The sequence below is a fragment of the Methylobacterium guangdongense genome, from assembly GCF_038442355.1.
Classification (GTDB): domain Bacteria; phylum Pseudomonadota; class Alphaproteobacteria; order Rhizobiales; family Beijerinckiaceae; genus Methylobacterium; species Methylobacterium guangdongense.
In genome coordinates this window covers 1-20,309 of record NZ_JBBXMX010000020.1, presented here as the reverse complement: position 1 = coordinate 20,309, position 20,309 = coordinate 1, and the positions used below count along the sequence as shown (strand labels likewise).

Sequence of the window (20,309 nt, the reverse complement as noted above, 5' to 3'; positions counted from 1 at the left end):
CCAGGTCACGAGCCTTCAGATATCGCCGCGGTCGGGCCCGGCGGCGAAGCCCGCGAGCAGATGCCGGAGGTCGTCCTCCTGAACGAGGCGCGCCGCATCCGCCGGCGTGAACCACCGGAGTGTCCGCTGCGCCTGCTCCGGCCAGCGTGGGTGCTGCACCTCGACCCGCAGCGGGTAGACGCGGACCTTGCAGGGCAGCGCGCGCCCCTGGGCGAGGCGTTTCTCGTAACGGTACCAGCCGACCGGATCCGACGCGATCTGTCCCGTCAGGCCCGCCTCTTCGAAGGCCTCCCGCTCGGCGGCCCGGTGCGCCTTGCGGCCGATCATCGGCCAGCCCTTGGGGATGATCCAACGGCCGGTATCCCGGGAGGTGATCAGCAACACTTCGACCTGTCCGTCCGAGCCGACCCGGAACGGCAGCGCCGCGACCTGCTTGAGCGGCTTGGCCTGCGCCTTCCGGAGTCGCTTCTTCAAACTCGGACGTTTCGATTCTGTCTTCAGAGATGGTCTCGCGACTGAAAAGGGTTGAATGTGCCTGGGACGATTCTGCAATCTTTAAAGCACCTGATGCCGATATATAGTTGAAAAATGTGTCGTTACATCCCGTCCGCGTGAGCAAAGAGCTATGCTTGTCACGCGCGCCTCCGCGTCTGCCGGACTGCTTGCCACGCGTCGCTTAGTCGGCGAAAGTTCAAGGGTACAACGCCCCTGAGTCGCCGCATGGCTGTCGAAATCGAGCGCAAATTCATCGCGGATCCGGCCGTGCTGGCGCATTGCCGGTCCGGGACGCAGCTGATTCAGGGTTATCTCTACACCGATGACGCCAACACGATCCGCATCCGCCAAGCGGGCGAGTGCATGCTGGTGACGTGGAAGAGCCCGCGGCGCGGCTGCTGCCGCGAGGAGATCGAGTTCGCGATCTCCCCGGCGGACGGCAGGGCGCTGCTGGCGCGGGTGCCGGCCAGTCGGCGCCTGGAGAAGACGCGCTACCGGGTGTTGCATGCCGGGGCGGGCTGGGACGTCGATGTGTTCGGCGGCACGCTCGCGGGCCTGATCCTCGCGGAAATCGAACTCGAGCGGGAGGATCAGCTGGTGACCCTGCCGTCCTGGGTCCGGCGCGAGGTCACGAGCGACGCGCGGTACCGCAATTCGCGCTTGGCCGGCAGCGTGATGCCCGAGCGGACGGCGGCCTAGGGCCGTGCCCGATCGCATTGCAAGCGTGCGCGGCTTCAAGCCTCTGTTGTGACGCGCTCTGTTGTGACGCGCACGCTTGCGCCGGGCCGGTCACCGCTTCGGCGGAGAGCGTTTCAAGCCTCCGGCGATCGACGGTGCAGCGTGCTCTGCCATCGGGCGCGGCCCCGCCGGCGTCGGTGAGCGACCGACCGCGCAGGCAAGCCCGGGAACCGGCGGTGGCCGCCCGAGAGCGGCCCGCAATCGTCACAAGCCTGGATCTGCGTCAGCGGAGATAAGGCGGGAGACGGCGCTTCCAGCGCTCGCCGAGCCGAAGCTCCTTTGTCCGCCGCCACGTCACGGGCCGCGCCGCCGCGCCGGGTTCGACCTGCGCCTTAGCGACCTGCGCTTTGACGACCTGCCCCTTGGCGACCGGCTTCGGCGGAAGTGCCTCGGGCTGGACCGCGATCGGACGAATCTCCGGCATCGGTTCGACCGGCGTCGTCTTCTGGATCGGCTGCGCGACCGCTTGGGTTCGTTCGCGCCGGGGGCGCCCACGCCGCGGCGTTGGCTCGATCGCCGGCTCGGGCTCGGGCTCGGCCGCGCTCTCGAACATCGGAACGAGGCTCGGCAGGACGCGCCGGACCGGGGCCTCCGGCTCCTTCGGTCCCGGCCGCGGTGCCGGCGCCGCTTCGAGGGCCGGCGGTGCCGGCTTCGGCTCGGCCTGGGTCAGCTCCGGCCAGAGCACCTTGTCGGGCCGCGCTTGCGGCTCGGCATCTCTCAGGGCTGTGCGGGGGGTCCGGGCGTGCTTGACTTCGACCATAAAAGGCCGCGCGCTACGGCGCTTCATGTACGATGATCCTTGGAAGCATTCGCACCGGAACGTCGGCGACGCGAACACTCTTAGGTTAAGCGTGATCTCGCAGAATGTCCAGAAACACGATCCGGTATCCGCAGAATTTCTTTGTTCACAAGGTCAGCGGAGACCACCACAGGCGATCAGCGCAATCTCTAGCCGATCAGGCGGCCTGCATCACCCCGGACGTCCCCCGCCCCTGCAGCGCACCAGCGTGGCCGGCACCGAACATGGACTGGTAGAGCGAAGCCGGAGACCGGGTCCGGCCGCTTCCGTCGGTGATCGTCACATCGGCCATTCCGGCGGCGATCAGACTCATGCCCTGGTCCAGCGCGGTGAGGATGGAGGCGTGCTGATAGGCGAACCGGCGCGCGGCGACACGCGCGGAGACCGTGAAGTTCATGATGCTGCGTGATCCTGAGAAGTCCGTGCGGTCAGCGAACCGGACGGCCGCTGTTCAGCGCTGGCCGGATCGACGCCCGAGGGACGCTTCGACGGCTGGTCGCGACTGCGCCGCCCTATGAGCGGCAATAAAGTCGTTCTGTTGACAAAACCTTGTTCGTGACGCCGACCGCGAAGGAAGTTTGCTGATCGTCCGTCGAATAAAGTGCTTCTCGGGCCCGGGCCACCAGGGCGCGCGGGCCGTCCTGCCTCCCTTGGCCCGGGCCGTGCTACGCTGCGGCCGACGTCACAGGGTGGACAGGCTGGCATGCTCAACAGACGATCCTTCATGGCCCTGTCGGGCGCGGCGCTCGCCGCCCCGGCGCTGGCGCAGGGCACGGCCGCGCGGGTCCTCAAGTTCATCCCGCAGGCCGACCTGACGGTGCTCGATCCGATCTGGACGACCGCCTACGTGACCCGGAACCACGGGCTCGCGGTGTTCGACACGCTCTACGGGACGGATGCGACCTATGCGGCCCAGCCCCAGATGGTCGCCGGCCATACGGTGGAGAATGACGGCAAGCTCTGGCGCCTGACGCTCCGGCCCGGGCTGACCTTCCACGACGGCAGCCCGGTGCTCGCCCGGGACTGCGTGGCGAGCGTCGCCCGGTGGGGCCGGCGCGACGCCATGGGCCAGACGCTCATGGCCTACACGGACGAACTCACGGCTCCCGACGACCGGACGATCCAGTTCCGCCTGAAGAAGCCCTTCGCGCTGCTGCCGGACGCGCTCGGCAAGGTCGGCTCCTCGATCTGCGCGATCATGCCGGAGCGGCTGGCCAAGACCGACCCGTTCACACAGGTGACCGAGATGGTCGGCAGCGGGCCGTTCCGCTTCAAGGCCGACGAGCGCGTGGTCGGGGCCCGGGTCGTGTACGAGCGGTTTGCCGGCTACGTCCCCCGCGAGGGCGGGGAGCCGCAATGGACGTCGGGCCCGAAGCGCGTGTTCGTGGACCGGGTCGAGTGGAACATCATCCCCGATCAGGCCACCGCCGCCTCGGCCATGCAGACGGGCGAGATGGACTGGTGGGAGCAGCCCCAGGCCGATCTCGTGCCGACGCTCGGCGGGCTGACGACGCGGATCATCGACCCGACCGGCCTGGTCGGCTGCCTGCGGATGAACGAGCTCCAGCCGCCCTTCGACAACCCGGCGATCCGGCAGGTGCTGCTGAAGGTCGTCGACCAGACCGACGTCATGCAGGCGGTAACCGGCACCGACCCCAAGCTGATCCACGTGCCGACCGGCTTCTTCTGTCCCGGCCTGCCGATGGCGAGCGACGTCGGCCTCGACGTCCTGACGGCCAAGCGCGACTACGAGGGCGCCAAGAAGGCGCTCGCGGCCGCCGGCTACAAGGGCGAGAAGGTGGTGCTGATGGGCGCCTCCGACTTCCCGAGCCTGAAGGCAATGGCCGATGTCGTGGCCGACATGCTCACCCGGACGGGCTTCAACGTCGATTACCAGATCATGGACTGGGGCTCGGTGGTTCAGCGGCGGGCCAAGAAGGAGCCGGTCGCCCAGGGCGGCTGGAGCGCGTTCTGCACCTTCTGGGCGGGGCTCGACCAAGCCAACCCGGCGGTCAGCGCCTTCCTGCGCGGCACGGGCCAGAGCGCCGCGATCGGCTGGCCGACGAGCGAAAAGATCGAGGTCCTGCGGGATCAATGGCTCGACGCCCCCGACACCGCAGCCCGGAAGAAACTCGCGGACGATCTGCAGCGGCAGGCCTTCATCGACCTGCCCTACCTGCCGCTCGGCCAGTACTTCAACCAGACCTCGTACAGGCCGTCCCTGACGGGGGTCCTCGACGGCGTGCCGGTGTTCTGGAACGTGAAGAAGGGCTGAGCGCCTGTTCGACCCGGGTTTCCAAAGGGCGAGCCCTTTGGCGGGGTTCAGGGGCGGAGCCCTTGAAGGCACCAGGGCTCCGCCCTGGACCCGCGAAAGGTCTCAACCTTTCGAAACCAGGACTCAGGCTCACGCCGCGCGGACCCAGACCGCGGTGTCGTGGAAGGCGGCGCCGTCGTTGGGCGCCGCCGGGGCGGATCCGATCAAGGTGTTGATCCCCGCGCCCCCGCCGAACGATGCGCTCGGCCACAGGCTCTCGACCACGACGACGCCCGGCTGCTGCCCCTCGGCGAGGCGGGCGTGCAGCCGCACCCGGCCCCGGGCATTGCCGAGCTCGACGGCGTCCCCCGTGGCGATCCCGAGCCGTGCGCCGTCCTCCGGATGCAGCAGGCAGGTCGGCCGCCCCTCGCGGCGGAGGGATTCCGGCACGTTGGTGAAGGTCGCGTTGAGGAACTGGCGGGCCGGCGGGGCGATCATCCGGAACGGGTGATCGGCGTCGGCGGGCTCGGCCACCGGCCAGTGATCGGGCAGGGCCGGCATCCCGGCCGCCCGGGGACCGAGCGCCGCCCAGTCGGGGGCGAAGCGGAAGCGCCCGTCCGGATGGCCGAAGCCGTTGAGGAAATGGCTCTCGGCGAAGTCCGGCTGCGCGTCGATCCAGCCCTCCTGCTCCAGCCGGTCGAGGCCGCCCCAGCCACTGGGCGTGTTGTGCCATCGGCGAGGGGATGCGTTGCGCCAATGCACACCCGCCAGAGGTCGGGATGGTTGGAGGACAATACCTGGGGTATCCATCTCAAAGCCAGCTGAATTTTCTACCAATTCAACCTCAATCGGCCAGAGATTTCGAAAATAAGGTATTGATTTTTTATATATACAATCGAATCTCAAATATGATCGGCTTTTACACAAAAAAATCTAATAAATTAGCATAGTAAGAAACTTGCGACATATGCAATCGCAGCAAACCGCTCTTGTCTAAGGAACGGTTTGATGCAAAATGCTGGGGGAGCAATCGATTCTCAGAGTCTTAAATTGTCTACATCAAGTTCTCAGTCGAATGAAAGTAACATTCTTTTTTCACACAAGCCCATAAGCGATTACGCTTTTGTATTTTTCGATCACTGGCGAAAAGTGATCTCCCCGCAGGTCGTCCTCAACGAAGACGGCGAGATCAGCGGCATTGATCATAGTGAATTTAGAAATTGGGATATTCGAGAAGGGCGTCTGACTTTCTACGATGACGCCGGATCAATGAGTCTTGAATTTGTAGTTAACCCGAACAGCAAGCCAGGCGAGATTGTGCTTGAGAACGGTCTGCCCAGATACACACAATCGACCCATTACCTCGTTCAAACCGAAAAATTTGCACGCAGTCCCTTGGTTGCGCCAGATCGTTTTGTCGACCGGCTTCCAAGCCGGAAGAAAAATCTCGTCGTCTTGCGGGCTGGGAGCAATTCACTTCATACTTTATGGAGTCGAAACATCGAAGATCGAGATCGTAATTGGGATCTATGTATAAGCTGGTATGGCGATGAAGAATCTTTTACAAATCGCCCGCCATCTGAATATGCGGTGCTACAGAAGGGCCCGAAATGGCATGGCCTTTATCAACTTTGCTACGAGGAAAGCTTTATTTTTGATTATGAATATGTTGCATTCCCGGACGATGATCTTATGATGACTTGGCGCGATATCAACAGGACGTTCATTATTGCGGAAGAAAATAAATTAGAATTATCACAACCGTCTCTCACACCTGCGAGCTACATTGCGCATCCTATCACGCGCCAGCAACCTGGGAAGATTTTGCGATTTACAAACTTCGTAGAGCTTATGACGCCCGTGTTTTCAAAAAAAGCACTTCGGCGCTGCTCCGGTACGTTTTATTTAGGAAATAGCGGGTGGGGACTCGATTATATTTGGCCGGTTTTAATGGGCGGACATCGTCATAGAATTGGTATTATCGATGCAGTTGCGGTTCATCACACACGTCCAGTGGGAGCGAGTTATGATATGAGCGCTGCACTGGCGGAGGCCAGCAACATATGTCAAGCTTATGGGGTAAGCCCCAGCTATAACCATTTCGGTTTTTTGTGTTGAAATCCCGCATAGCAAATTTCTGCAACCATCCTGCTAAAACTCTATGCCGGTACGGTTATTTTTACTTACATTCAACATTTGAATGCCGCTGAGATCCACCTTGTTCTCTGCTCCACCGCTCAGGTTCTGCGGACCTGAGCGGTGGAGCGATCGCAATTACTGGGAGGGCCACCGGGAACCGATCTGTCACAATCCATGCGGCGGAAGTCCTTGAGGCGGCCGAACATGCGCTCGATGGCGTTTCGCCCGCGATAGAGCACGGGCGAGAAGCACGGCTTCAGCGTTGGTTGATCTTGGGCGGGATGTTGGGTGCGGCCCCGGCCGCCTCGATCTGCCGGCGGATGGCGTCGGTGTCGTAGCCTTTGTCGGCGAGCACGATGCGGCAGGTGGGCAGACGTTCGAGCAGCGGCGCGCCGGCCCTGCAGTCGGCAGCCTGCCCACCGGTCAGCAGGAAGGCGAGCGGGCGGCAGAAGCGATCGGTCAGGGCGTGGATCTGGGTCGTGCGCCCGCCGCGCGAGCGGCCGATGGCTTGGTTCTGTTCCCCCCTCTTTACCCCCGGCGGCGCAGCGGCGCGCTTTCGCGGCGGTGAGGTCGATCAGTACCTGGGAGGGCGCGCCGCCGGCTTGCGCCAGCGGCTCGAACAGACCGGCCCAGACGCCCTTGGCCGCCCAGCGCACGAAGCGGTTGTAGAGCGTCTTCTTCGGCCTGTAGACGTCCCGCGGCGCCTCCGTCCAGCGACCGCCGGACTTCAGCATAGGGACGATGCCGCTGATCACCCGCCGGTCGTCCACGCGCTCCTTGCCCCGCGTATCGTTCGGCAGATGCGGTGCGATTCGCGCAAACTGCTCGTCCGTCAGCCAGAACGGATCCATCGGCTCCTCCCACGGAAGCCGTGAGTCACACCCAAGCGGTTCGAGCCACCGTTATGGGTCCGGACGGTGAGCTGATGGCCAGTTTGAGTTTACAGCCGAATCAGTATTTGCCGTATTATGGATTTAATGATTTATCCACTCCCACCATCAGACAATTCCAAGCTAGATAAATATAACCAAATAAAACATTCAAATCTTTTATGTAGGAAACATGCATGCTGATTATGCATTTTCTTGCTTAACCCAACCCTCGCTCGCTCAGCCAATGCGTCACACCCATCAGAGATTGATTGATGACTTGATCCATATCGAGATATCGATAGGTGCCGCACCGTCCGATGAAGGCAATATGCTCGCGATCACGCTCGGCCAGAGCCCTGTAACGCTCATAATTGGCTGCGTTCGCCCCATCCGCGGACCGCACGGGATAATAGCGCTCGTAGTTGTTCGCCCGGTAGTCGCAGGGCTCCTCCCGCGTGAACGTCACACGTCTGGTCTCGCGGCTGGTATGGTTGGGCAGGCGATGCCAAGCCGTCTCGCGCGTATAGGGCCCGCCATCTGTGAAATTGACGACACTGAAATCGGTCCCGTGCAGCCCCCCCCAGACACTGCCGGCCGCGTCGCGGTTTTCGCTGCGATGATGAAATCGGATCGAGCGATACGGGAGCTCACCCTCGCGGAATTCATAGTATTCATCGATCGGTAGGGATGCGAAGCAGAAGTCGAATTCCCGCATCAACCGATGTTCAAATCGCGTCTCAAGTGCGATCTCGATCCCACTATGATTGAGAATCTCCCCCACGAAGGCCGTATATCCATCCCGGGGCAGGATTTGCGTCTGATCCTCAGGAAAATACGTGTCGAGCCGATCGTAGCGCAGGGGCAGGCGCTTCACCACGGCGGCGTCCATATCCTCCAAGTCCAGGTTCCACATCTTCTTCGTGTAGGGACGGAAGAAAAGATCGCGCAGCTGGATTCCGATTTTTGAAGCGAGATACTCGGCGGCGTTCGCGGGTTCTGCGATCGGCACCGAAACCGAGGCCAGATGCGCGCGCACCTGCGCTTCCGTCTCCAGCCTCAGGCCCGTGACGGCGTTGATCGTGTCGAGGTTGATCGGTAGCGGCGCCAACGCGCCCGAAGGCAGCAGCGCCCGGACCCGATGCGTGTACGGTTCCCACGTCGCGTAGCGTCGAACGTAGTCCAGCACGCGGGTGTTGGCGGTGTGGAACAGATGCGGCCCGTAACGATGGATCCGGATGCCATCCGGGCCGGTCTCATCGTAGGCGTTCCCAGCGATGTGCAACCGGGCATCGATGACTTGAACGTGCAATCCTGTTTCCGCAAGCTGCCGCGCGTGAACTGCGCCGGCAAGTCCAGCCCCGACCACAAGCACCGACCTGTAAACCATGCCCGCCCCGGAAGTTTTTCGCCATCACACATGACGATAAAATCGAACGCGTCCGGATCTATCGCGTTTTAACGAGATGGTCTACCGTCGACTGCGTTCGATTTTGTGTATTATACCGCAACTGACGATTTAAATACTGTAAATTGAAATTTGATACAAACTATTTCATTTCAACAATGATAAAAATTTGTTATCAAGGCGCGACATTACGCATGAATTCAAGGTGATGCAGGCGCGGCGCGCTGCCATCCTTGTGGGGACTCGCGGTACACTCTCCCTGTGCCCCCATCAGGATGGCTTACAGAAACGCCTCTGCAGAGCCACTTGACCGATCCCCCAAACTCGCGACGGGTTTGTCCGGGCCAACCTGCGTGTCCTCGAGACCGATCGGTCGCGAGCACAGAGCATGCCCGGATTGCTCTCCCACGCCACTCCGCTAGAAGGCTGCAAGCCTCTATCCCCGAACCAACCATGCCGGCCCGCCCCCTCGTTCTGTTCCCGGATCCGCGCCTGTCGCATCCGGCCGCCCCGGTCGAGGCGTTCGGGCCGGACCTGTCGGCGCTCGTCGCGGATGTCTGGGACACGCTCCTGGACGTCAGCGCCATCGGCCTCACCGCCCCGCATATCGGCGTGCCCGCGCGGGTCGTGGTGATCCGCCTCTCTCCGGATGTGGAGCGGCGCATCTACGTGAATCCTGTGATCCTCTGGGCCTCACCGGAGACGGCGGCGCATGACGAGGGCAGCGTCAGCATGCCGGGGGTGCGGGAGCGGATCACCCGGTCCGCGCAGGTGCGGTTCGGCTATCGCGACCGCGATGGCGCGGAGCACGCGGAGACGGCGGAGGGTTTCGAGGCCGCCGTCATCCAGCACGAGATCGATCAGCTCGACGGCGTCTTCTGGATCGAACGCCTGTCACGCCTGAAGCGCGAGCGTCTGCTCAAGCGCTTCGGGAAGGTGAAATCGACTTAGCCCTGCGGGGCTCGCAAGCGCGCAATCAAAAGGTCTGTTCGTCGCCCTCAGCGCAGGGCCAGCATCTGCACAGCGTGCGCGGCAACGTCCTGCACCGCCGGCATGTCGTAGGCGTAGACGCGCCCGGCCAGGATCACGAGGGCGAGCGTCCAGAACACGGCCCCGCCGACGCGCCGGGCCGTCCGGTCGCCTGCGGCTTCCGGGCAGGCGCGCGCGACGCCGTCGGTGACGGGCTCGCCGAACGGATCGAAGGCTGTCGGCTGGATTTCGGAACGCGTGCGCATGGTGGAAATGTCGCCCCGGACCTGCCCGTCGGCAATGGAGGCGTCTTTCGAATTTTTGTGCGCGAAGAGACAGTTGTTCTCCCTTCCGAGGTCGCGGCAAACACCTTCTTCCCCCGCCCCCGCCCAACACCCCTCGACGCGCGAATCTCCTTCCCGGAGACGGTCCCGCGGCCGGTCCTCAAGTCCCGGCCGAACCGTACAGCCGCACCGATCGCCCGACGCGCGCGCCGGCCTCTTCGGCCCGGGTCCGGCAATCCGCGATGGTGGCCCGGGCCGTGTCGATGGCCACCGAGGCCGCCGAGAGGACCGGCGGGTCGGGCGCCCGCTCCCGGGTGTAGCGGACCACGTCCATGGCGAGCGCGTCGACCTCGACGGTCAGCGCCTCGATCGCCGCCGGGTCGCGCAGGGCCCGGGCCTGGCCGGCGATCTCCAGGAGCCGGTCGATGATCTCGTCGATCCGCTCCCGGCGCAGGCCCGCGAGCCGCTGGCGGATCCAGGCCAGAATCGAGACGAGGCCGCCCGCCAGCGCGCCGAGGAGGTAGAGCGTGTCGCCGTAGCGCTCGATGAAGCCGTGCTGCTCGCGCTCGTAATAGTCGATCGCGCCGGGGTGGATCGGGATGCGCGCGCTGGTGGCCGCCACGGTCGTGTCGTAGGTCGGGGCCTGGACATATTCGGCGGCGACCGTCGTCTGGGCGGCCGCGGAGCGCTTCTCGAAGAGCTGCTGGGTCACGTCGGCCACCACCACGCGGCTCAGGGAGGCCCGGGCCATCAGCCGGTAGGAGGCGCCCACGGTCTTCACGTCGTCGGCCGGCAGCTTCGGGCGGCCGCCGAACAGGCCCCCGGGGATCGTCACCGCCTGGAGCCGTGGGAAGCGCTCGATCACGGCGTCGTCGTCCTCGACAGTGACGAACGCGACCTTGCCGCCGCGGGCGAGCCCCTGCACGGCCCCCACCAGGGCGAGCGCCTTGGGCGCCGAGGGCGCGATGATGCTGACGAAGGCGTCGATCCGCTTCTCGCGGAAGGCGCCCGCCACCGCCTCCTGGTCGACCGGGACCAGCAGGACCGTGGAATCCCGCGCGAGGCCGGCCGCCTCCTCCAGGGTGAGGCCGTAATAGCCGAGGATGTTGCGCAGCAGCCAGAGATCGGCGTCCCGGTGGGCCGCGATCCCGATTCGCTTGCCGGCGAGCTTCGGGAAGCTCCGGATCCCGGCCTGCTCCGGCGAGGCGATGATCATCGCCTGATCGCGCAGGATCGCCAGGGTCAGCCCGTTCGTCGGCAGGAGCACGTCGGGGCGGACCACCGCGAGGTCGGCCCGGCCGTCCTGCAGGGCGGCGGCGCTCTCGCGCACGTCGTCGAAGGGGAGGATCTTCAGGCGGACGCCCGCGTGGCCGGCATCCAGCGCATCGGCATAGGCCTTGATCAGCTCCGGCTCGGTGCCGTCCCGGGGGGCGACCGCGATGGTCAGAACCGTCGCCTGGAGCAGGACCCACGCCGCCACGCCGCCCGCGCCCAGGAGGGCTGCGCCGGCCAGGAGCAGGACCTCGCGGCGCAGCAGCCAGGTGGGGAAGGCCGGCATCCCGGACGCTCAGAACAGCGAGATCAGGACGATGCCACCGACCATCAGGGCGGCACCAATCAGGCGCGGCGGCCCGGCCTTGACCTGCCGCATGCCGAACCAGCCGAAATGGTCGAGCGCCACCGAGGTGATCAGGTTGGCGGTGATCAAGAGGCCGTTGAAGGCGCCGGCCCCGACCTTGTCGACGAACAGCAGCCCGGCGAACACCGCCACCGCCCCGGTGATGCCGGCGAGCGGCATCCACCAGCGGACCCCCGCCACGTCCTCCCGGGTCGGCAGCGGCGAGGGGCGGAGCAGGAACACCAGGGCGAACACGAACACCACGGGCACGAACGAGACCGTGGCGGCGAGCCAGGGATTCTCCAGGGCGCCGCGCAGCTGCGCGTTCCAGACCACGCCGATCGCCATGAGGGCGCCGGCCACGAGGATGAACGGGTAGAGCAGCTTGCCGCCGACGCCCTTCTCGCCGCCGTCCTTCTTGCCGCCCGAGCGCGCGATGAAGGTCACGCCCACCGCCATCAGCAGGCCGCCGAGCCAGGCCATCGGCTTGAAGCCCGAGGCCTGCAGGCCGAACAGGCCAAAGGCGTCCATCGCCAGCGAGGTGAGGATGTTGGCGGTCAGCGTCAGACCATTGAACGGCCCGGCGCCGACCTTGTCGATGAAGGCGAGCCCGCCGAACACCGCCACCGCGCCGGCCACGCCCCCGAGCGGCGCGTACCAGGGCATCTTGCTCAGGGAGGCGAGGTTCGGCAGCGGCGTCGGCATCGTGAAGAACAGGGTCGCGAACACGAAGACGATCGGCAGGAACGACACCGTCGCGGCGAGCCAGGGATTGACCAGCTTGCCGCGCAGCTGCGCGTTCATGGCGTTGCCGATGGCCTGCAGCGCGCCGGCCACCAGGATGAAGGGATACAGGAGGGCAGCCGTCACGCGCGCGGACCTTGGGTTCGGGGTTCAGATGAGCAGCAGGCCGGCCAGAGCCAGCACGAGGGCCGATGGCATCACCAGCAGGCCGAGCTTCAGGAAGGTCCAGGCGCCGACATCCTGGCCCTCGCGGCGGATGGCGGTGAGCCAGAGGATCGTGGCGAGCGAGCCCGTCACCGAGAGGTTGGGCCCCAGATCGACGCCGATCAGGATGGCGCCCGCGACCTTCTCGGGCACCTGGGCGGTGTGGACGGCGGCGCCCGCGATCAGGCCGGCCGGCAGGTTGTTGACGAGGTTGCACAGCACCGCGATCAGCCCGCCCGCCCCCCAGGCGGTGGCCTCCGGGGCGGCGTGGGCGTAGCCCTTGAGGAGGTTGGCCAGCATGGCGAGGACGCCGGTCTTCTCCAGGGCCTCCACCAGCACGAACAGGCCGGCCACCAGCGGGAGCACGCTCCACGACACGTCCTTGGCGACCTCCACGAGGCCGCCGCGCTTGAGCAGCAGCACGACCACGGTGGTGGCGAGGCCCGCCACGAAGGTCGGCAGGCCGAGATCGAGGCCGAGCGCCGAGGCGCCGATCAGCACGCCGCCGGTCGCCACGATGCCGATCCCCGCCACGAGGCCGGTGCGCGAGAGCGACACGGCCTCGACATCGGTCGCCACGCTCTGGCCGCGCAGCGTCTTGGCCTGGGTCAGGCGCAGCACCGCGTAGGTCGTCGCGATGGCCAGCACCGAGGGCAGCGCGAACAGGCCGAGCCAGCGCATGAGCGGCGGCATGTGGTCGGCGAAGACCACGAGGTTGGCGGGGTTCGAGATCGGCAGCACGAAGCTCGCCGCGTTGGCGATGAAGGCGCAGACGAACAGGTGGGGGAGCGGGTTCTCCACCTTGGCGGCCTTGGTGGCGGCGTAGACGGCGGGCGTCAGCACCACCGCGCAGGCGTCGTTCGACAGGAACACCGTGACGACGGTGCCCACGAGGTAGACCAGGGTGAACAGCCGGGTCGCCGAGCCCCGGGCGGCGCGCACCGCGATCGAGGCCAGCCAGTCGAACAGGCCCTCCTTCCGGGCGACCTCCGACATCAGCATCATGCCGATGAGGAACAGGTAGACGTCGGTGCCCTTGAGCACGCCCTCCCAGGCGGTGGCGGGGGCGAGCAGCCCGAGGGCGACGAGGGCGCCTGCGCCCAGCACGGCCCAGATCGCCTCCGGCCACGAGAACGGCCGCAGGATGACGCCGAGCGTCGCGAGGGCGGTGATCGCCCAGGTCGTGATGTTGGGGGACAGCGTCAGCGCGCCCATCGGTTCCGGTGGTCCTGTATCGGGTGAGTTGGGAAACGGATGTCTGCAGCGTTTCGGGTGGGGCCGGCTACCAGTCCCGGCCGTTGCGGTTGGGGCCGAGCTGGTCCCCGCGGATGCCCTTGCCGGGCCAGGCCTGCGTGCGGAACGCATCGCTGCCCGGTCGCTCCGGGGCGGGCGGCGGGGTGAATCCGCACGACACGGGCTCGATCGTCTCGGTGTCGCTGCCGCCCGTGCCGTCCGCCGCCGTGACCGAGAGACGGTGCGCGCCGCCCGGCCACGGAACCTGCGCCTCGACGATGCGCGGACCGACCGGACGCATCGGATGGGCCGGGCCGCCGTCGACGCGGGCGTGGCAGGACCAGTCCGCCTGCGGGGCGTTCGAGAGCACGAGGGCGCGCACCGTGATCGTCCCGCCTGCCGCCAGGGGCTCCGTGGCGAGGCGCCGGTCGGCCGGGCTCGTGATCATCACGAAGGGCAGCTTTCGGTCCAGCGGCTTGAACCGCCAGCTCGTCACGGCGCCGTCGATCGCCGCCACCGCGTAGCCCACCGAGCCGTCCTCGTTCTGGCCAACCGAGCGGGCCGAGGCGTAGAGGGTGCGCCCGTCATGGGCGAGCTCGTTGTAATGGGTGTGGCCCATCTCGACGAGGCGGACATTGTGGCCGCGGATCAGGCCCGCCAGCGTGGCCCTCTCGTCCGGCCCGGTGAGGTCGTCCGGATAGGTGTGGGTGAAGACCGCGCAGGGCAGGCCGTCCCGGTCGGCCGCCGCGAGTTCGCTTCGGAACCAATCGACCTGGCAGGGACCGAGCCGGAAATCGAGGCCGAATCCCTTCCGGCCGTAGCCGGCGCTGATCATGTCGAGGAACAGGCAGCGCACGCCGGCGAACGTCTCGGCGTAGTAGTAGTGCGGAATATAGACCGGGGTCTGCGGCCGGGGCAGGTAGTGCCCGCGGGGCTGGTGACGGCCACCCTGTCGGCTGCCCATCACCTGCGCGAACAGCGCATCGAAATCCGTCATGCTGCCGTGCTGGCGGTCGTGATCCCCGGCGATCAGGCGGACCGGAAGCGCCGAATGGGCCGCCAGGGCCGCGGTCAGGATGTCGTACTGGGCCGCCCGCCCGTCCTCGGCGAGGTCGCCCGGCAGGTAGGCGAAGTCGAGGAGGCCGTGGTTGTGGAGGCCCTCGACCTCGTCGAGGATCGTCCTGAGATCGACGGCGTTCCGGTCGCCCGGCTGTTCCAGGTGCAGGTCGCCGATATGCGCGAAGGCGAAGACGCCGGGGGTTCCGCTCATGGCACCGCCGCGCCGCGGGGAACCGCGTGCGCCCGTCCGATCGATCCGCCTGTCCCGCCCGCCATCGCGCCCTCCGGATGGGCCCCGATGAAGCGGCCGCACACGTTGCGAACGGCCCGACGCCCCGGATGCCGCCGAGTTCCGCAATCGGGCCGCAGGCTTGGCGGGGCGGAACCTAATTTTTCGTGATCGCCGCCGGGGCGCCGGACAGGACAGGGAAAGTGTCGTGAAATCGGACGCTCTGTGTCTGCTTGCTGGACACATGCCCCTCTGTCGCGACAACAGGAACCCGCCGGCCGAAGTTTGCCGCCGGGCCGCGGTGCGTGCGGCTCGTCCGCCGCGCGACTGATCCTGGCCTGGGTGTTCAGAGACTTTCGATCCAGTCGCGCAGGACCGCCCCCGGCGCGCGCTGCGGATCGACCTCCGGGTGCTGCGGTACGGTGCTGGGCACGAAGCCGAACCGGCGCTTGAAGGCGCGCCGGAACGTCCGCTCATCCGAGAAGCCGACTGCGTAGGCGACTTGCGCGACGCGGGCGGCTTGCGGCCCGTCGTCCCGCACCAGCATCCGCATGGCGGCCATCAGGCGGCGGTCGCGGATATAGGCGACGATGCCGTGCGGTGCGAACAGCCGGTACAGCGCCGAGCGCGACAGGCCGAGCCGCGCCGCGATCAGAGCCGGCGTCAGTTTCGGATTGCCGAGCTCTGCCTCGACGAGGCGGCGGATCCGGATCCGGGCATCCGGATTGTGGGTGGGCCGGTCGGCCGCCTTGCCGCGCAGCCAGGTCGCGCAGAGCTGGGTGATCGCCGCCGCGGCCGCCAGGGCCTCCCGCCGATCGAGGAGGTCGCCGCAGGCGACGACGTTGGCCACGAAACTATGGACGAGGCGCCCGAACGGGTCGCCGTCATGGTCGAGGGACCGACCGTGCAGGCCCTCCGGATGACAGCCCTGCTGCTCCAGGAGGGCGTGGGGAATCAGGACGTTGGTGGCGTCGACCGCGTCCGCGACGATGCGCACGGGCTGGCCGAGGTCGAACACGACGGCCTGGACCTCGGTGACGGGGCCGGTGCGCGGGCCGGCCTCCACGCGGCTCTGCCCCCGGCGATAGAATTGCAGCAGGAGATGATCCAGGCCCTGCCGGCGGATCATCTCCCACGACCGCACGAGGGTGTGGGCCGGCGCCATCACGTCGCCGACCAGCAGGTCGCCGAGGTGATAGCTGCGCATCGCGATCGGGATCGTCAGGTCGGTCTCGGGCCGGAAGCTCACCGCGAAGATGGGGGCGAGGTGGTCCTGCCACGCCCGGCCGAGATCCTGCGGATCCTGCGGCGGCTCGAACCGCAGGCAGGCGATCCCGCCGCCCTGGACGGAGTCGCCGGAGCGCGGTGTTGCGGAGCCCGGATCTGTGTTTTCGAGATACATCGGTGAAGCCTAACGCGTATTTTTGTTTTCGTTGATAAGTGCTTGTGCCTACGGGACAGATAATCTGTTCGCTCGAATCTCCGATTCGGGGCCGGAACGACTGGGGCCGATGTAGGCCTCATCGGATCCGATCCATCGCGATGAATGTTCTAGACCATCGCAGGACCTAGACCACGTGCGATTCGGCGCGGACGAGGCCGAGTCATGTTGCCAGCCAGCCGGCGTCCGACGGTTCAGAAGCGACGGCACGGGACTTTCCGTCCCAGAAGAGAGCAAAGCAGTTCCAAATGAAAATCCCAGGTTAGACCGTAGCATATGGGTTACAGCATGGCATGGTTGCCATTGATAACGCGCCCGCCAGTGTTTCTTGCAAGCTTATCGGGGGGCTGCGCGATGGATCATCGGCAAGACAGGGCAGTTTATGGCGCCGTCTCAGGGAAAAAGGGACATGTTTTACATCGCGCCGCGACCCGGTTCGGGTCGTCCAGAGGCGGATTACTGCTTGGATGCTCTCTTGCCGCGCTGACGATTGCCCTGGGGCCGGTCTTCGCAGAGGATGACGGGGTGCGGCCGCAGCCTTCACCGTCTACTTTGGACGCCGCAGGTCACCCACTAACAGCCGCGGACTTCCGGGCGTGGGACGCCTACAACGGCGATTGGGGGCTCGGGGCTATCAACGCCGCCGGTGCCTACGCGCGTGGCTTTACCGGCCTCGACGTTCCGGTCGCGGTCATCGACAGCGGGATCGATCCGGATCACCCGAAATTCGCCGGCCGGATCTTGGATGCATCCCGCAACTTCTGGACCCCGGTCGGGCTGCTGGACAGTACCATCCTGTTCGACCCCAACGTCCACGGGACGCATGTGTCGGGGACGATCGGAGCGTCTCCGGACGGCGGCCGGATGATGGGTGTCGCCTTTGACAGCAAGATTTTAAATCTTGGCGCCATCATATCGATCATCCGTGATCCTGACGATCCGACCACACCGTCCGATGCGGAGGTCATCAAACGGAAATACGGACAGCAGCCGACCGGATCGGATGTCAACGGGGCCGTCGACTATGCAGCCGCGAAGGGCGCGCGGATCCTGAACGGCAGCTATGGGCCGAGCTTTTCTTACTCCACGACCGTTTATCAAGAGTATGGCTATAGAGAATCCTTGAAGGAATATGATTCGCTCAAGCGAGCAGCCGATCACGACGTGCTTATGGTTTTTGCCGCCGGCAATGAGCATTCAATTATAAATCAGTACAATTGGAAAAACGCTTCCGGCGCCTCCCTATATCCGTACGTTCGGCCGGAGAACGCTGGCACGAACGTCTATCGATTTATCGACAGAAATGGTAATGTGCGGACGGACACCGATTTTTCGAGTTTGAACGGGTACATCATTTCGGTCGTGAACATCGATCGGAACCGCGCGGTCCAGGCGTCCAGCAATCAATGTGGCGTCACGGCCAACTGGTGCATGTCTGCCCCCGGCACGGCGATCCTGTCGACAATCCCCGGCGGTCGATATGCCGAAGAGACCGGCACCTCGATGGCGGCGCCCCATGTGGCGGGCGCGGCTGCGGTGCTGCGCCAAGCTTTCCCGTTCCTGAAGGCACCTGAGATCGCCCAGACGCTGTTCACCACCGCCACCCATCTCGGCGACGGGCCGGCCGACAAGCCGAATGACGTCTACGGCTGGGGCCTGCTCAATCTCGGCAAGGCGATCGACGGTCCGGGGCAGTTCACCTACGCGTGGACGGTCGACACAACCTATAACGGCCAAGCCTATTACGGCACTTTCGCCAACGACATCTCCGGCGTCGGCGGCCTGATCAAGACCGGCGCGGGCACCCTCGAACTGTCCGGCACCAACACCTATGCGGGCGGCACCAGCGTCTATGGCGGCAACCTGGCCGTGTGGCGCGACGCCAATCTCGGCGCGGACGGCACCGGCCTCACCCTCGGCGGCGGCGGCTGGCTGCGCGTCCTGGCGGACGACTTCTCCACCGCGCGGCCGGTCACCCTCGACGGCCACGGCGGCCTGCGCATCGATACCGGGCTCTCGACCTTCGTCGGGGTGCTCGCCGACGGCGCGCAACCCGGATCGCTGACCCTGACCGGGCGTGGCACCCTCCGGCTCACCGCCGACAACACATACACCGGCGGGACCTCCGTACATGGTAGCATCTTGGCGGTGACCCGGGACGCCAACCTCGGTGCGGCCGGCGGCGGCCTGACCCTCAGTGACGGTGGCTTCCTTCAGATCAGGCAAGACGGCTTCACCACGACGCGGCCGGTGACCCTCGACGGCCTGGGCGTGCTGGGCTCCAACCGCGGCACCGCGTCGGTCTTCGGAGGCGTGATCGCCGATGGGGCCACATCCGGCCGGCTCATGAAGGTCGGATACGGCACCCTCGATCTGACGGCCGACAACACCTACACGGGCGGCACCACGATCTTCGTCGGCACCCTGGCGGTGACCCGCGACGCCAATCTCGGGGCGGCCGGCGGCGGCCTTTCCTTCGCGAACGGCGGGACGCTGGAGGTGCGGCAGGACGGCTTCTCCACCGCGCGTCCGGCCACCCTCGATGGCCGCGGCGGCCTGCGCATCGATACCGGCAGCTCGTCCTTCGCGGGCGTGATCGCGGACGGGGCCCAGCCGGGTTTCCTCCGGAAGGACGGCGCCGGCACGGCGGTCCTGACGGCGGCCAACACCTATACCGGCGGCACCACGGTGGCGGCCGGAACGCTGGCGCTCACGGCGACCGGCCGCCTCGTATCCTTGGTCTCGGTCGGTCCGGACGGCACATTCGCCAATGCCGGGCTTGCCTCCGGCGGCGTGACCAATGCCGGCGTCTTGACCACCCGCGGCACGATCGGCGGCGGGCTGATCAACACCGGCACCGTGACGGCCAGCGCCGGCCGCATCGACGGCGCCATCCGCAACGACGCCGGGCTCGTCGCGGTCTCCGGGACGGTCGCCAGCACCGGCACCTTCGCCAACGCCGCGGGCGCGACGCTCGCGGTCGCCGGCGCCTACAGCCTCAGCGGGCCGCTCACCAATGCCGGCACCGTCACGATCGCCCGGACCGCCAGCCTGACGGCCCCCGCCGGCCTCGGCAATGCCGGCAGCATCACCAACAGCGGCACGATCACCGGCGGGCTGACCAACGCCGGTTGGACCCGGAATACCGGCACGATCACCGGCGGCGTGTCGAACAGCGGCAGCCTCACCACCCGCGGTACGGTCTCGGGCGGGCTGATTAACACCGGCACCGTGCTCGCCAGCGCCGGCCGGATCGACGGCGCCATCCGCAACGACGCCGGTACCCTCGCGGTCTCCGGGACGGTCGCCAGCGACGGCGCCCTCGCCAACGCCGCCGGCGCAACCCTGGCGGTCACCGGCGCCTACAGCCTCGCCGGGCCGCTCGCCAATGCCGGCACCGTCGCGCTCGCCCAGAATGCCAGCCTCTCGGCGCCGGCCGGCCTCGGCAATGCCGGCCTGCTCATCAGCGACGGCAGCCTCACCACCGATCTCACCAACACCGGCACCGCCCGCCTCGCCGGCCGGCTCGACGGCGCGCTGACCAACGCCGGCAGCCTCCTGTTCACCGGGCCGCTCGCCGGGCTGACCAGCCTGACCAATGCCGGCCCGCTCGACCTCGGCGGCACCGCGCTCACCCTCGCCAGCCTCTCCGGTCCGGCCTCCGGCGTGATCGCCAACGGCGCCCTCACGGTCACGGGTTCGGCCAGCACCGCCTATGCCGGCGCCATCCTGCAGAGCACCAGCCCGACCAGCCTGACCAAGGCCGGACCGGGCACCCTCAAGCTCACCGGCACCGGCCGCTTCTCCGGCCCGACCACGATCCAGG

General features: G+C 66.5%; 16 protein-coding genes and 1 pseudogene. 5 read left to right on the top strand and 12 right to left on the bottom strand.

All coding sequences use genetic code 11. The features are described 5' to 3' along the window. Positions 1-15 precede the first annotated feature (15 nt). Positions 16-474, bottom strand: coding sequence for an NUDIX hydrolase (locus AAHG09_RS25940; RefSeq protein ID WP_342110385.1), 459 nt, complete (start codon positions 472-474; stop codon positions 16-18). Between the two features lie 246 nt (positions 475-720). Between AAHG09_RS25940 and AAHG09_RS25935 the strand changes: the two genes are divergently transcribed. Next, positions 721-1,194 carry a CYTH domain-containing protein gene (locus AAHG09_RS25935; protein WP_342110384.1) on the top strand — a complete coding sequence of 158 codons (474 nt, stop codon included), beginning with the start codon at positions 721-723 and terminating at the stop codon, positions 1,192-1,194. A 262-nt stretch (positions 1,195-1,456) separates the two neighbouring features. Here the strand turns inward: AAHG09_RS25935 and AAHG09_RS25930 are convergent, their stop codons facing one another. Next, positions 1,457-2,020, bottom strand: a complete 564-nt coding sequence (locus tag AAHG09_RS25930; RefSeq protein WP_342110383.1) for a hypothetical protein — start codon at positions 2,018-2,020, stop codon at positions 1,457-1,459. Positions 2,021-2,189: 169 nt separating this feature from the next. Continuing rightward, positions 2,190-2,429, bottom strand: coding sequence for a hypothetical protein (locus tag AAHG09_RS25925; RefSeq protein ID WP_342110382.1), 240 nt, complete (start codon positions 2,427-2,429; stop codon positions 2,190-2,192). A gap of 306 nt (positions 2,430-2,735) precedes the next feature. Here AAHG09_RS25925 and AAHG09_RS25920 point away from each other — a divergent pair, with 306 nt between their 5' ends. Further along, a complete protein-coding gene (locus tag AAHG09_RS25920; protein ID WP_342110381.1) occupies positions 2,736-4,307 on the top strand; it encodes an ABC transporter substrate-binding protein in 1,572 nt (523 codons plus the stop codon). A 129-nt stretch (positions 4,308-4,436) separates the two neighbouring features. Here AAHG09_RS25920 and AAHG09_RS25915 read toward each other — a convergent pair whose 3' ends face one another. Then, positions 4,437-5,048, bottom strand: a complete 612-nt coding sequence (locus tag AAHG09_RS25915; RefSeq protein WP_342110380.1) for a molybdopterin dinucleotide binding domain-containing protein — start codon at positions 5,046-5,048, stop codon at positions 4,437-4,439. Between the two features lie 246 nt (positions 5,049-5,294). Between AAHG09_RS25915 and AAHG09_RS25910 the strand changes: the two genes are divergently transcribed. Continuing rightward, positions 5,295-6,404 (top strand): DUF707 domain-containing protein, encoded by a 1,110-nt coding sequence (locus AAHG09_RS25910; RefSeq protein ID WP_342110379.1) that lies wholly within the window; start codon positions 5,295-5,297, stop codon positions 6,402-6,404. 194 nt (positions 6,405-6,598) lie between these two features. Here the strand turns inward: AAHG09_RS25910 and AAHG09_RS25905 are convergent. Further along, positions 6,599-7,276: pseudogene (locus AAHG09_RS25905) on the bottom strand (IS5 family transposase); the annotation flags it as partial. A gap of 238 nt (positions 7,277-7,514) precedes the next feature. Further along, on the bottom strand, positions 7,515-8,684 hold the full coding sequence (locus tag AAHG09_RS25900; protein ID WP_342110378.1) for a UDP-galactopyranose mutase: 1,170 nt from the start codon (positions 8,682-8,684) through the stop codon (positions 7,515-7,517). A 471-nt stretch (positions 8,685-9,155) separates the two neighbouring features. On the opposite strand from AAHG09_RS25900, the gene AAHG09_RS25895 reads away from it, so the two are divergent. Next, positions 9,156-9,653, top strand: coding sequence for a peptide deformylase (locus tag AAHG09_RS25895; protein ID WP_342110377.1), 498 nt, complete (start codon positions 9,156-9,158; stop codon positions 9,651-9,653). 47 nt (positions 9,654-9,700) lie between these two features. Here the strand turns inward: AAHG09_RS25895 and AAHG09_RS25890 are convergent, their stop codons facing one another. The 6 genes from AAHG09_RS25890 to AAHG09_RS25865 form a co-directional block, all read right to left on the bottom strand. Then, positions 9,701-9,937, bottom strand: a complete 237-nt coding sequence (locus tag AAHG09_RS25890; protein ID WP_342110376.1) for a hypothetical protein — start codon at positions 9,935-9,937, stop codon at positions 9,701-9,703. Positions 9,938-10,115: 178 nt separating this feature from the next. Beyond that, a complete protein-coding gene (locus AAHG09_RS25885) occupies positions 10,116-11,513 on the bottom strand; it encodes a TAXI family TRAP transporter solute-binding subunit (protein WP_342110375.1) in 1,398 nt (465 codons plus the stop codon). 9 nt (positions 11,514-11,522) lie between these two features. Then, the gene (locus tag AAHG09_RS25880) at positions 11,523-12,443 is read right to left on the bottom strand and encodes a DMT family transporter (protein WP_342110374.1); all 921 of its coding nucleotides are present in this window, start codon (positions 12,441-12,443) and stop codon (positions 11,523-11,525) included. 24 nt (positions 12,444-12,467) lie between these two features. After that, on the bottom strand, positions 12,468-13,736 hold the full coding sequence (locus AAHG09_RS25875; protein ID WP_342110373.1) for an arsenic transporter: 1,269 nt from the start codon (positions 13,734-13,736) through the stop codon (positions 12,468-12,470). A gap of 67 nt (positions 13,737-13,803) precedes the next feature. Beyond that, the gene (locus AAHG09_RS25870; protein ID WP_342110372.1) at positions 13,804-15,024 is read right to left on the bottom strand and encodes a metallophosphoesterase family protein; all 1,221 of its coding nucleotides are present in this window, start codon (positions 15,022-15,024) and stop codon (positions 13,804-13,806) included. A 364-nt stretch (positions 15,025-15,388) separates the two neighbouring features. Beyond that, entirely contained in the window at positions 15,389-16,444 is a 1,056-nt protein-coding gene (locus tag AAHG09_RS25865) for a helix-turn-helix domain-containing protein (protein ID WP_342110371.1), read from the bottom strand. A gap of 315 nt (positions 16,445-16,759) precedes the next feature. On the opposite strand from AAHG09_RS25865, the gene AAHG09_RS25860 reads away from it, so the two are divergent. After that, positions 16,760-20,309 (top strand): S8 family serine peptidase (locus AAHG09_RS25860; protein WP_342110370.1); only part of this gene is annotated, 3,550 nt, incomplete at its 3' end.

Excerpts from the sequence above, each read along its gene's own strand:
- AAHG09_RS25865 (WP_342110371.1), bottom strand. The coding sequence starts at position 16,444 with ATGTATCTCGAAAACACAGATCCGGGCTCCGCAACACCGCGCTCCGGC.
- AAHG09_RS25885 (WP_342110375.1), bottom strand. The coding sequence starts at position 11,513 with ATGCCGGCCTTCCCCACCTGGCTGCTGCGCCGCGAGGTCCTGCTCCTG.
- AAHG09_RS25890 (WP_342110376.1), bottom strand. The coding sequence starts at position 9,937 with ATGCGCACGCGTTCCGAAATCCAGCCGACAGCCTTCGATCCGTTCGGC.
- AAHG09_RS25935 (WP_342110384.1), top strand. The coding sequence starts at position 721 with ATGGCTGTCGAAATCGAGCGCAAATTCATCGCGGATCCGGCCGTGCTG.
- AAHG09_RS25920 (WP_342110381.1), top strand. The coding sequence starts at position 2,736 with ATGCTCAACAGACGATCCTTCATGGCCCTGTCGGGCGCGGCGCTCGCC.
- AAHG09_RS25900 (WP_342110378.1), bottom strand. The coding sequence starts at position 8,684 with ATGGTTTACAGGTCGGTGCTTGTGGTCGGGGCTGGACTTGCCGGCGCA.
- AAHG09_RS25930 (WP_342110383.1), bottom strand. The coding sequence starts at position 2,020 with ATGAAGCGCCGTAGCGCGCGGCCTTTTATGGTCGAAGTCAAGCACGCC.
- AAHG09_RS25870 (WP_342110372.1), bottom strand. The coding sequence starts at position 15,024 with ATGAGCGGAACCCCCGGCGTCTTCGCCTTCGCGCATATCGGCGACCTG.
- AAHG09_RS25925 (WP_342110382.1), bottom strand. The coding sequence starts at position 2,429 with ATGAACTTCACGGTCTCCGCGCGTGTCGCCGCGCGCCGGTTCGCCTAT.
- AAHG09_RS25910 (WP_342110379.1), top strand. The coding sequence starts at position 5,295 with ATGCAAAATGCTGGGGGAGCAATCGATTCTCAGAGTCTTAAATTGTCT.
- AAHG09_RS25875 (WP_342110373.1), bottom strand. The coding sequence starts at position 13,736 with ATGGGCGCGCTGACGCTGTCCCCCAACATCACGACCTGGGCGATCACC.
- AAHG09_RS25895 (WP_342110377.1), top strand. The coding sequence starts at position 9,156 with ATGCCGGCCCGCCCCCTCGTTCTGTTCCCGGATCCGCGCCTGTCGCAT.